This window comes from Pseudomonas huaxiensis, from assembly GCF_003231275.1.
Classification (GTDB): domain Bacteria; phylum Pseudomonadota; class Gammaproteobacteria; order Pseudomonadales; family Pseudomonadaceae; genus Aquipseudomonas; species Aquipseudomonas huaxiensis.
In genome coordinates this window covers 1-12,089 of record NZ_QKVL01000022.1, presented here as the reverse complement: position 1 = coordinate 12,089, position 12,089 = coordinate 1, and the positions used below count along the sequence as shown (strand labels likewise).

Below are 12,089 nucleotides of genomic sequence, written 5' to 3'. Positions count from 1 at the left end.
ACACGATGTCCTCGGTATCCGATACAGGCGCGGTGCCCGCGCCTGGGTTGTTCGGCACGTTCTGCCTGAGCAGCTACCTGCTTTCGCTGTCGTACGGCACCACCTTCCTGCTGGCGAAGATGCTCAGTGCCCATGGCGGCAGCGAGTCCGATGCGGGCTCGGTGATTTCCGTGGCCATGCTCAGCACCTTCCTCGCCGTGATCTTTTCCGGGCACCTGACCGACAGGATGGGCGCGCCAAAAGCCATCGCGACCGGCGCGGTGTTCCTCGCCGCCGCCTGCCTGGGCTTTGCCCTGGTCCCCGGCATCGGCACCGCATTGCTGCTGTTCGGCCTGTTGCTCGGTTTTGGCTGGGGCGTGTTCTACACCCTGGGCCCGATCATCGTGGCGATGATCGTCGAGCCGGCACGAAGGGTCAGGTACTTCGCCTTGCTTTCAGGCAGCATGATGACCGGCATTGGCACCGGCCCTCTGGTCGGGCGACTGTCGGAAGCCCTGGGGTATCCGGTAGAAGCGGCCTTTGTCGTCGCGGCGGCGGCAAGCCTGCTGGGCGGCGCGCTCTTCCTGCTGATGGGCCCGCGGATTCGACAGCAACAAGCCAGTCTCGGGCCGGTGGTGGTGTGCCGGATCACCCCCGCTGCGGCACGTTCGGTGCTCAGTTCCAAAGCCGCGTTCGCCATTCTCATGGTGGGCCTGGGCGGTGCGATCTTCGGCGGACTGTCCAGTTTCCAGACTTCATACGCCACGCTAAAACATCTGGATTACTCATTGTTTTTCCTTGGTTTCATGTCGGCAGCCATCTCCTGCCGGATGCTGATCGCGGGTTTTATCGTCAAGCGCGATCCCTACCGTACGTCCTGCGTGTTGACCGCGCTGATGGTGGTGTCGGTGCTGATGTTCATGTTCCTGGTCGACAGCGCCACCACCTACCTGCTTGCCGCCATCGTCCTCGGCGTCGGCTACGGCCTGACCTACTCGGTAATCAATGGCCTGGCGGCCAATGAAGCACCCAGCGGCCACACCGCGCAGGCGCTGCTGCTGTTCAGCCTTGCCTACTTCGTCGGGGTTTTCGGCTTCCCGTTGCTGGCCGGCTCGATCATCGTCCACGCCGGCATCCCCGCGCTGTTGCAACTGGTGCTGGTGATTGCCCTGGCCAACTGGGCCATCACCGTTGGACGACTCATGTGGCGAAGCCAGCGCAGCCAAATGGGTCTGGCCCACTAAAAACACGGATGGAGTACATCTGTACTCCTCCCGTATTTTCTCCATTAAAGATTCCTTCATCCACGCACGTTCGCGACTCATCTAGGCTCAGGTCAAATCTCGCGTGGAACCCCGCCGATGGAAATGGACTGGCATCAAGCACTACAGGAGAGCCTGCGCTGGCTCGCGATCGCTTCGCTCATCACCTTCGTCTCGCTCGCGGTCTGCGCCAGACTGGTGGTGCGCTTTACCCGGTGGGGTCAACAGTTCTGGCAGATCGCCGGGCCGTACCTGCGACCGCAACACAGTTGGCGACCGCTGCTGGTGTTCAGTCTCTTGCTGTTGCTGACGCTGTTTTCGGTTCGTCTGAATGTGCTTTTTTCCTTCTGGTACAACGGCTTCTACAGCGCTTTGCAAGGACTGGATCAAGTGGCGTTCTGGTACCTGCTCGGGGTCTTCGCGGTGCTGGCGACCATCCATGTGCTGCGCGAGCTGTTCACCTATTACGTGACCCAGGCCTTCAGCATTCGCTGGCGCACCTGGCTCACCGAGCGCCTGACCCGTGACTGGATGGATGGCGACGCCTATTACCGCGGACAGTTTCTCGAACACCCGGTCGATAACCCGGACCAGCGTATCGAACTGGACGTGAATGCCTTCGTGACCGGCTCGGTGTCGCTGACCCTGGGCGCGGTCAGCGCGCTGGTGTCGCTGGTGGCCTTTACCGCGATTCTCTGGGGCCTGTCGGCGCCCTTGACCGTCGCTGGCGTGGAGGTGCCGCGCGCCATGGTATTCGCGGTGTACCTCTACGTGCTGGTCGCCACCTGGATCGCGTTCAAGCTGGGCAAGCCGCTTATTCGCCTCAACTTCCTCAACGAAAAACTCACCGCCAACTTCCGTTATGCGTTGATGCGCCTGCGCGAATACGCGGAAAACGTGGCGTTCTATCAAGGCGCGGCGATTGAGCGGGACACCTTGCTCGGCCGGTTCAAGGCGTTGATCGGCAATGTCTGGGCGCTGGTGTTCCGGAGCCTGAAATTCGATGGCTTCAACCTGTCCGTCAGCCAGGTGGCGGTGGTGTTTCCGTTCATTCTCCAGGCGCCGCGCTTTTTCAGTGGGGCGATCAAGCTGGGAGATGTGATGCAGACGTCCCAGGCGTTCGGCCAGGTGCAGGGTTCGCTGTCGTTTTTCCGCTCGTCCTACGATGCCTTTGCCCAATACCGCGCGACACTGGACCGGCTGACCGGTTTTCTCGACGCCAACGAACAGGCCCGGGAATTGCCGCAGGTATCGCGGGTGAACCAGGCCGAGGCTCTGGAGATCCGCGATCTGCAGGTACTGCGCCCCGATGGCCATCACCTGCTGGACAACCTCAACCTGCGCCTCGCGCCCGGTCAGTCATTGCTGATCAAAGGCCCTTCCGGTTGCGGCAAGACCACCCTGCTCCGCGCCGTCGCCGGACTCTGGCCGTATGCCGAAGGTGAAGTGCGCTGCCCGGGCGGCACGGCGGCACTGTTTCTGTCGCAGCGGCCTTACCTGCCGTTGGGTGAACTGCGCACCGCCGTGGCCTATCCGGCCACGGGGTCGCCGGTTGACGACGAGCGTCTGCAACAGGCGTTGCGCCAGGTCAATCTGGCGCATCTCGCGGACAAGCTGGGTATCAGCGATGACTGGGCGCGCATTCTGTCCATCGGCGAGCAGCAGCGTCTGGCGTTTGCCCGGGTGCTGGTCAACCAGCCGCGGATCGTCTTCCTCGACGAATCGACCTCCGCCATGGACGAAGGCCTGGAACACGCACTCTATTCGCTGCTGCGCGAACGCATGAGCGACAGCGTGCTAGTGAGCGTCGGCCACCGTGCGACGCTCGCGGGGTTCCATAGCCATCATCTGGAGCTGGATGGAAATGGTGCGTGGAAGGTCAGCGAAATGGCGGAAAAAGTGGGCTAACACAACCACCCGCCTGGCAAAGACCGGAGTTCAACAATGGATTGCGCGATGCTTTGCATTTTGAAAAGCAAAAGTCCGCAATGTCTTATCGGCAGCTTTGTAATTTACTTAAACCTTACTTAGCACTGACAAAATTGGATCCCGGACGCTGTTAGCATTTTTTGGTCAATAGCAAGCTAAGCAACTTCGATGACCAATCCAACCACAGACCTCTGGCAAATCCGCGCCCGCCAGCTCGACGCCTATCGCTGGGCACTCTGGCGTGAACGTTATGGGCTGATCGGCGCAGCCGTGCGGGTCGTGCGTGATGCGATCCTCGATTTCAAGTACGGCATCGGCGCCCGACTACGCGCGAGCACCGCGCCGGACAGCGCCTCCAAGCGAATACTGGTGCTTCACGGCTCACCGAAACTGCTGGCGCAGCGCCGCAAGAACGGGCTGATCAAAGCGCTGCGCGAGCGCGGTCACGAAGTCGTCGAAGCTGCCATCGAACCGCTGGACGTGGCCATCCGACAGAAGCTGCTGTATCGCCCACCGGCGAAAGTGCCCCTGCGTTACTACGCCCATGCCGCCTACGCCGAATGGCTGGCGCGGCATCACCAGCCGGGGCTGGTGCTGAGCGAGCGGCATGGCAGCCTGGTCACCCCGTTTCTGCGCTTGTCCCTCAATGCCCAGGACAAGCACCTCGCGCAGTTGGCCCACGCCACCACCGTCGAGCGTTCGCGCCGGTTGAGCATGACCGACTACGACTATTACCTGCTGTTCGGACAAAGCTCGCTGGCGGCGCTGCAACGCCGGACGCTGCGCTTCGGCACCACCCAGGCCATCCTCACCGGCTCCTACCTGATCGATCAGCGCTACGACATGCCGCCGGCCACCAAGGAACCGCACGTGCTGGTGCTGGGTGTAGGCCCCGACAAGGAAAAACGCGCCGGCTATCAGCGCACCTACGCGCTGATCCGCGACTGGGCGGCCCGCCACCCGGAGGTTCCCGTCAGCTTCAAGCCACACCCGAGAAGCCCGATGACATTCTGGAAAGACGCCTCGGCAGCGCCGTCAAACCTGCGCCTGCTGTCACCGGACATGCCCTTGGCCGAGGCGCTCGAGCAGAGTTCCGTGGTGCTCAGCATCATGTCCAACGCCGCGTTAGAGGCCAGCCTGGCGAGCCGTCCGGTCATCTACATCAATAACAGCGAAGACCAGGACGACCTCGAACAGACCCGCTTCTTTGGCGAGTGCGTGACCAGCCAGGAGATGCTCGACGACCGCCTCGACTGGCTGTGCGGGCACTACCAACAGGCGCTGCGCAACGCCCGGGCCTTCGCCGACTACCACCTCGCCCACGGCGTCCACGGCCAGCGCAAGACCGCCGAGGCCATTGACCGCCTGATCCACGGGCAGCCACTGCCTACCACTCGACTGGAAGGAACCCTGGGGTGATCGCCAAGAAAATCCACTACTGCTGGTTCGGCGGCAAACCAATGCCCGTACTGGCACGCCGCTGCCTTGCGTCCTGGGCCTACCACCTGCCGGACTACGAACTGGTGCGCTGGGACGAAAGCACGTTCGATGTCTACAGCCACACCTTCACTGCGGCGGCCTATACCGCCAAACGCTATGCCTTCGTTGCCGACTACGTGCGCATGCAGGTGCTGCACCGTGAAGGTGGCATCTACCTCGACACTGATGTCGAGGTGCTGGGCGGGTTCGACGACCTGCTCGACAACGATTTCTTCATCGGCCTGGAATGGGACGACCGCTTCGGCACCTCGGTGATAGGCGCCGCGCCCGGCCACTGGCTACCCAACGCGATGCTTGGCTACTACGAGCGACAGCGCTTCGACGAAACCCGGCTTTCCAGCCTGGTCAACGTCAACGAGGTCAGTCGCCTGCTGCTTGCCAAGGGCTTTACCGGCGTCGAGCACGAACAAGTAATCGGCTGGGACCGGGTATTCCCGGTCGGGGTCTTTGCCGACCCACACCATCAGGCGCCAGTTGGTATCCAGCCCGTCGCCCGGCACCTGTACGCCGGAAGCTGGCGCAATCGAGAACGCAAAAGCGCGCTCAGCCGCACATGGCGCGCACTGCGCAAAGCGCCGGGCAACCTTGGCCATGGCCTGCAACTGTGTCGCTACACGGTAGCCGCCCGGCTTGCCCAAGCCTTTGGAGAGTGAACCCGTGAAAGCCGTTTTTGCCGCAGGCAGCGCCAATGTGGGCGACGAATTGAACGAATGGATCTGGCCCGCCCTGCTCGGTGACGTCCAGCAGAAAGGCGCTGCGGTACTGGGCGTCGGCACCTTGTTGAACGAGCACTTCTGCCGGCGTGTGGCGGATGCGCGGAAGATTCTGGTCATGGGTTCCGGCGCCGGATACGGCCCGGTCCCCGCCCTCGACGAACGCTGGAGTTTCCATGCAGTGCGCGGCCAGCGTACCGCGCGGGCGCTAGGGCTCGACCCGGACCGGGCGGTGGCGGACTCCGCCTACCTGCTCGCCAGCCTGGACTGGGGGGCCCTGCGCCAGCCGCACGGCGAGGTAGTGGTCGTGCCCCACCATCGTTCGCTGCGTTATGTGGATTGGCAGCAGGTTTGCGAACGCGCCGGGACCCGCTTCGTGTCTCCGCTGCTACCGGCGGCGCAGTTCATGACAGCAGTGGCCGGCGCGCGGTTGGTGCTGACCGAAGCCATGCACGGGGCGATCCTCGCGGACATTGTTCGAGTGCCTTGGCAAGGCTTCTCCTTCGGCGGCCAATTCAACGCCGACAAGTGGCTGGACTGGGCAGAGATGTTCGACCTGGATCTCCAGGTCCGCGCCCTGCCCGGCTTTTACGATCCGGACCGCTTCAGCGAGGATCGCCCGCTGCGCTACCACGTCGCAAAGGTGCTCAAGGTGCACCTGAGCCGGATCGGGCTCGGCCGCGAGAAGTGGAAACGCATGACCCTGCCGTCGTTTCGGGCGCACACGGCGGGCAGCCGACTCGCCCGGCAGTTACGAGAGTTGGCCCGGGCGCCAGGGATGCTCAGTACGGATGCTGTGCTGGCCATGCGGGTTGATCAGCTTTACGAGCGGGTGGACCAGTTGCGTGGCGAATTGAATGCGCAGCCCGTGGGTCGATTGACGGGGGATCCGCTGCTCTTTCTGCGCTGAATCAAGACTGGAGTACATTTGTACTCCAGCCACCGCCACCCCCAGTGGGAGTTGGCAAGCCAGCTCCCACTGGGGGTGGATAAGTCCGCAACAAAAACACCTAAACCACAATTAACGCCCGCCCCTGTCATCAAACCGTTATTAAAATTCTTTCATCGGTTTAACCACTTTCGTTAATTGAAACGGCGCGAAGATGCCGTAACAATGACTCGCCTCCCCTTAGCGGGTAAAAACGCCACAGGCCCCACGGCCAGCGCCGCTCCGTCAATCATGACCCTGCCGACCTCGACTGAAAGTTGTTGAGGCGAAGGGTTTCGCGCGGCCGAAAGTTTCAACCAACCTCAATCCAGGTTAATCCAGAAGTTCCCGGCGCAATGTGTTCGCCATGAAACATGGGTAACCCGCTTATCAACTGGTGAACATATGACTTCGAATACGACCCTGGAACGCATTCTGCTGACCGGCGCCACCGGTTTTCTCGGTGGCTCGGTAAGCGCCCAACTGATCGCCGAGGGCCAAGGCGCGAACCTGTCGTTTCTGGTGCGTGCCGAACGTCGCGAACAAGGCCTGCAACGTCTACGCGACAACCTGCGCCAACACGGCGTCAGCGAAGCCGCCAGCCTGGCGCTGGAACCTGCGCAAATCATCTGCGGCGACTTCCTCGACACCGCCTGGCTGCCCCGCGAAACACCACGTCTGATGCAGATTGACCGGGTGATCAACTGCGCCGCAGTGGCATCGTTTTCGAAGAACCCGACCATCTGGCCTGTGAACGTCGAAGGCACGTTCGCCTTCGCCGAGGTCATGAGCCGTTCCAAGCGCCTGAAACGCTTCCTCCACGTCGGCACCGCGATGTGCTGCGGCCCGCAACAGGCCTCACCGATCAGCGAGTCCTGGGTGTTTCCCGAGGCACGTGAGCAACTGGTTGACTACACCGCGTCCAAGGCGGAAATCGAGCGGCGCATGAGCGAGGAACTGCCCGGCCTGCCGCTGGTGGTCGCGCGGCCGTCGATTGTCGTGGGGCACCGGACCCTCGGCTGTCAGGCTTCCGGCAGTATTTTCTGGGTGTTCCGCATGGGCTTCGCCCTGGAGAGTTTCACCTGCGGGCTGGAGGAGCAGATCGACGTGATCCCGGTCGACTACTGCGCCGAAGCGCTGATCGGCCTGACGCTCAAGCCGACCCTGAAACACAACCTCTACCATATTTCCGCCGGGCATCAGTCGGCCTGCACCTTCGCCGAGATCGACGCCGCCTTCGCTCAGGCCAACGGCGCGGCGCCGGTGGGCGAGCGCTACCGCAAGATCGGTGTGGACGACCTCAAGCAACTGGCCGGCGACTTCGAGTCGCGCATCGGGCCGGCCAACCCGCGCCTGGTTCTGCGGGCGTTGCGCCTGTACAGCGGCTTCGCCGACCTGAACTACCTGTTCGACAACAGCCGGCTGATCAATGAAGGGATTGCCATGCCGCCGCGCTTCACCGACTACCTGGGCGTGTGCGTACAGTCGTCCAGCGGCGTGAGCATCGCCACGCAGATGCAGGCCGACTTCAAGTAACGCCCACCTTCAGCGCGCGGCCTTGCGCTGCGCACTGAAGATCAACCGCCTCAGGCGATCTCGTCGAACGCCACCACCCGGTTGCGCCCACTCTGTTTGGCCTGGTACATCGCCTGGTCGGCCTGGCGCAGCAGGTGCTGGTAGTCCGGGTGACCGTTGTACGTCGCCACGCCGATACTCACCGTCACCTGATGCTTGCGGCTGTCAGTGAGTTGCAGTTTTTCCTCTTCGATCTTGCGACGCAGCTTCTCCGCGACTTTGCGCGCATTACTGTCGTTGATGTCCACCAGGATCATCAGGAACTCTTCGCCGCCCATGCGGAACACGTAATCGCCCGCTCGGCTATGGCTACTGAGGATTTCCGCAGTCTGCTGAAGAATCATGTCGCCAGCGTCGTGACCGAAGTTGTCGTTGATCGACTTGAAATGATCGATATCGATGGACAGCACCGAGAAGCGCTGCCCGGTCTTCTGCGCGATGGTGATTTCGTTGCCGATGACCACCGGCAGGAACTTGCGGTTGAGCATGCGCGTCAGCACGTCACGGCCGCTTTCCAGCTCGTTGGCGGTGTTGAACAGGCTGTCGAGGTTGAACATCAGGCTCTTGGTCTGATCGCGAATGTCCCGCAGCAGCACCATCCGCGACGTTTCCGAGGCAGCCAGGAACATCGGCAGCAGCACCTCATCCATGTTGCGGATGATCTGCAGGATCTGGTTGCTCTCATCGGTGTTCTGGAAGGCGTAAGCGCCTTTGTGACGGAACCACAGGCCGAAATCCGAGGCGGCCAGCCGGGGCAGGTTCACCCCGCTGGAACCCATCACCAGGTCGAACATCAGACTGTTTTCCCAATCAAGCAAGGCGCCGCGCTGGCGCTCCCGCTCGGTGGTGATGTTCTGCAGCACCGAGAACAGCCGGTAGCCTTCCTCATTGCGCGAGTTGCGGTCATGGGAGCGGGAATAAGCGTGGCTCATGATTTCCATGGCCAGGTCCATGCTCTCGCTGGACAGGTGCAGCGCTTGCGCCCGGGCTTCGACGGGCCAGTCCTGCTGGATGATCAGTTGGAACAACTGTTTTTTCAGGTTGCGTGCACCGCTCAGCACCAGGTGCAGCGGGACGTCGATACGCGCGTGGACTTCGCCGACCTGCTTCTGCAGAGCCACCAGGGGCAGGAAGTCTTCCTCGGCGGACGCCGAATACACCTTGACCAGCCAGGCCTGCATCGAGCTGCCGAGGCGGTTCTTGACCTCATCATGGGACAGGATCAGCGAGGCGTTGGGGTCCGCCAGCATGTGTTCATAGAAGCGAGCGGCAAGGGTGACCTTGTTGCTTTCGACCAGGCTCTTCAACGATTGAGTGAGTGCGCCGGGAAAATGCGCAACCATCTTGTGCCATTCCCTGGCTTGTATTTCTGGAGCGACGCTGGGCATGTAGGGCCTATTTTCAGTTCAGCAAAAAGCGTGCTGCCTCGACGATGATCCAGAGGCGCTCAGCACATGGCGGACCGTACCGCGTCCGCCAGGCGAGCATTCTATTGCACGATGACCCTGAAAGTCTTTGAGCTGAAGCCGCGAAAAGGCTTTTGGCCATCTCCGTCAGTGACGGGTCACCCCACGGCCACCCAGGATGAACTTCAACAACGCCAGACCCGGCAGCACTGCCGAAAGCAGCACGAACGTCGTCCAGCCGAAGGTTTCGTAGAGCGGGCTGGCAACCAGCGAGCCCAAGGCGCCGCCGACGAAAATGCTGGTCATGTACACCGCATTCAGCCGCGCCCGGCTGTGCGGGTCGAGGGCATAGACCTCACGCTGGCCGAGCACCATGTTCAGTTGCACGGCGAAATCCAGCAGCACTGCGGTGACCACCATCCACCACCACCCTGCCCCGGGCAATGCCCCGGCGAACAAGGCCAATGGCGCCAGCAACAAGGCGATCAGGGTACCGCGCTGGCCATGCCCGGCGTCCGCCAGACGGCCGGCGATGGGCGCGGCAATCGCGCCGACCGCGCCGACCAGGGCGAACAGCGCAATGCCGTTCTGGCTGAAACCGTGCTGACGGATAAGCTCGATAGGCGCGATGGTCCAGAAACTGCTGAAACTGGCGAACAGCAGCCCCTGATACAGCGAGCGCTCACGCAACACGCCATATCGACGGGCCAGGGTGAACACTGAACCGATCAGCGCCGGGTAACTGACCCGATGCGCAGGCATCCGGCGCGGCAACAGCCAGCCCATCACCAGCGCCATCACCACCATCAATGCCGCCGCGCTGAAGAACACCCCGCGCCAGCCGAAAGCTTGCGCCAGAGTGCTGGCCAACGGGCGGGACAGCAGGATACCCAGCAGCAGGCCGCTCATGATGTTGCCCACGACTCGACCACGGGATTCTTCCGGCGCCATGTGCGCCGCCAGCGGCACGAGAATCTGCACCGCCACCGAGGTCAGGCCGATCAGCAGCGAACACAGCAGGAACAGCGAAGGTGTCTGGCTCAACGCCGCCGCAGCCAGGCACACCGCCGCGGCGAGGGTGAAGGTCACCAGCAGCCGGCGGTTCTCCAGCAGGTCCGCCAACGGCACGAGGAACAGGAGGCCCAGGGCGTAGCCGAACTGGGTCAGCGACACGATCAGGCTGGCGTGGGTCGTGGACAGGCCAATGGACGGCGCGATCATTTCCACGATCGGCTGCGCGTAGTAGAGGTTGGCGACCACCGCGCCACAACAGAAGGCGAGAAACACCACCAGGGCCGTGGGCAGCGCCGGCGAGGCGCTGGCGGACGAGCTTGCGGGAGCGGCGGTAGCTGAATTGCCGGAGGACATTGCGACACCTCATCAGGGTGAATCGGGAGTAAGGACGCCAGCGTAGAGCGTGCCGTCAGTCGAGAGAATCCATCTATCGGGCAACGCAGCGTTGCGTAATACGCAACGATCCAATGCAGAACAACTCAGCCCTCGCTTGACGGACCCGGCACAGCCCACAGAAGATTCGGAAAATTTCGTTGCACCTAACGCAATGGGGACGATTATGGACAGTTTCGCGGCGCTCAAAGCCTTTATCGCCACCGTCGATGCCAGCGGCTTCGCCTCGGCCGGGCGGCAGTTGGGCCTGGTGACCTCGTCGGTCACGCGCCAGGTGGATGCGCTGGAAGAGCACCTCGGCACCCGGCTGCTCAACCGCTCGACCCGCGGAGTGACGCTCACCACCGCCGGCGAAGCCTACTACGAACATGCGGTGCGGTTGCTGGCGGATCTGGAGAGCGCCAACTTGGAAGCCAGCGAAGCGCAGGGTCCGCCGCGGGGTCAATTGCGGGTCAGCCTGCCGGTGGCCTTCGGGCAACTGCACATCTCCCCGGCGCTGCCCGCCTTTCTGGCGCGCTACCCGGGCATCACCCTGGAACTGCTGCTGTCCGATGACGTGGCGGACCTGGTCGAACAGCGGCTCGATCTCGCGATTCGGCTGGGCAGCGTCAACTCGCCGGATGTCGTCGCGCGGCGTCTGGCGCCGCACCACCGGCTGCTGTGCGCCAGTCCCGATTACCTGCAGCGACATGGTGTGCCGCGCACCCCGGCCGACCTTGCCCAGCACGCTTGCCTGACGTTCGCCTATAGCCGTGGCAACCACCTTTGGCATTTCAGCGGGCGCAACGAAGAAAGCGTGCGGGTCAGCGGTCCGTTGCGGGCGAATAACTCATTGGTGCTACGCGAGGCCGCGCTGAATGGCATGGGCTTGCTGCTGATCGCCGATTGGCTGGTGGGCAAGGATATCGAGGCCGGGCGGTTGCAGATTGTGTTGCCGGAGTGGAAGGCCCATGTGAACAGCGACGATAGTGGTGTGTATGCGGTGTACCTGCCCAACCGGCGCAACTCGAAGAAAGTGCGGGCGTTTGTCGAGTTCTTCGTCGAGCATTTTGGCGAGCCGCCGTATTGGGGGCAGTCTGGTGGTGATGTGTTGTTTGTTCCGACGCTATCGCTGGCAAGCCAGCTCCCACCCTCAACTCACTTACCTGTAGGAGCGAGCTTGCTCGCGATGGCCCCACAACCACACCGCATCCCAATGCGAACAATCACCTAACCGCTGCACAAGCCCGACCTTCCGACGCAACAGAGGGTTTTCAGCGTTCTTTAAATTGAGCCCCGCCTGCGCGGCGCATCGCGAGCAAGCTCGCTCCTACCCCAACTCCAACTCCAACCCCTATCTGTAGGAGCGAGCTTGCTCGCGATGGCCCCACAACCACACCGCATCCCAATC

The 12,089-nt window shown here is 62.6% G+C and carries 9 protein-coding genes; 7 read left to right on the top strand and 2 right to left on the bottom strand.

Annotated elements, in window-relative coordinates:
• The first annotated feature begins 5 nt into the window (after positions 1-5).
• From DM374_RS20705 to cprA, 6 genes are all read left to right on the top strand, one after another.
• Positions 6-1,223, top strand: coding sequence for an MFS transporter (locus tag DM374_RS20705; protein ID WP_110971572.1), 1,218 nt, complete (start codon positions 6-8; stop codon positions 1,221-1,223).
• A gap of 117 nt (positions 1,224-1,340) precedes the next feature.
• Positions 1,341-3,149, top strand: a complete 1,809-nt coding sequence (locus tag DM374_RS20700; RefSeq protein ID WP_110971571.1) for an ABC transporter ATP-binding protein/permease — start codon at positions 1,341-1,343, stop codon at positions 3,147-3,149.
• 189 nt (positions 3,150-3,338) lie between these two features.
• Positions 3,339-4,589, top strand: a complete 1,251-nt coding sequence (locus tag DM374_RS20695; RefSeq protein WP_110971570.1) for a capsule biosynthesis protein — start codon at positions 3,339-3,341, stop codon at positions 4,587-4,589.
• Positions 4,586-5,323 (top strand): glycosyltransferase family 32 protein, encoded by a 738-nt coding sequence (locus DM374_RS20690; protein ID WP_110971569.1) that lies wholly within the window; start codon positions 4,586-4,588, stop codon positions 5,321-5,323. Before DM374_RS20695 ends, DM374_RS20690 begins: the two co-directional genes overlap by 4 nt.
• Positions 5,324-5,327: 4 nt before the next feature.
• Entirely contained in the window at positions 5,328-6,293 is a 966-nt protein-coding gene (locus DM374_RS20685; protein WP_110971568.1) for a polysaccharide pyruvyl transferase family protein, read from the top strand.
• 423 nt (positions 6,294-6,716) lie between these two features.
• Positions 6,717-7,847 carry a cationic peptide resistance protein CprA gene (gene cprA / locus DM374_RS20680; protein ID WP_110971567.1) on the top strand — a complete coding sequence of 377 codons (1,131 nt, stop codon included), beginning with the start codon at positions 6,717-6,719 and terminating at the stop codon, positions 7,845-7,847.
• 50 nt (positions 7,848-7,897) lie between these two features.
• Here the strand turns inward: cprA and DM374_RS20675 are convergent, their stop codons facing one another.
• Positions 7,898-9,229 (bottom strand): diguanylate cyclase, encoded by a 1,332-nt coding sequence (locus DM374_RS20675; RefSeq protein WP_177431586.1) that lies wholly within the window; start codon positions 9,227-9,229, stop codon positions 7,898-7,900.
• Positions 9,230-9,439: 210 nt separating this feature from the next.
• Positions 9,440-10,660: an MFS transporter gene (locus DM374_RS20670; RefSeq protein ID WP_110971565.1), complete on the bottom strand. Its 1,221-nt coding sequence runs from the start codon at positions 10,658-10,660 to the stop codon at positions 9,440-9,442.
• Positions 10,661-10,865: 205 nt separating this feature from the next.
• On the opposite strand from DM374_RS20670, the gene DM374_RS20665 reads away from it, so the two are divergent.
• Positions 10,866-11,912, top strand: a complete 1,047-nt coding sequence (locus DM374_RS20665) for a LysR family transcriptional regulator (RefSeq protein WP_110971564.1) — start codon at positions 10,866-10,868, stop codon at positions 11,910-11,912.
• Positions 11,913-12,089 lie beyond the last annotated feature (177 nt).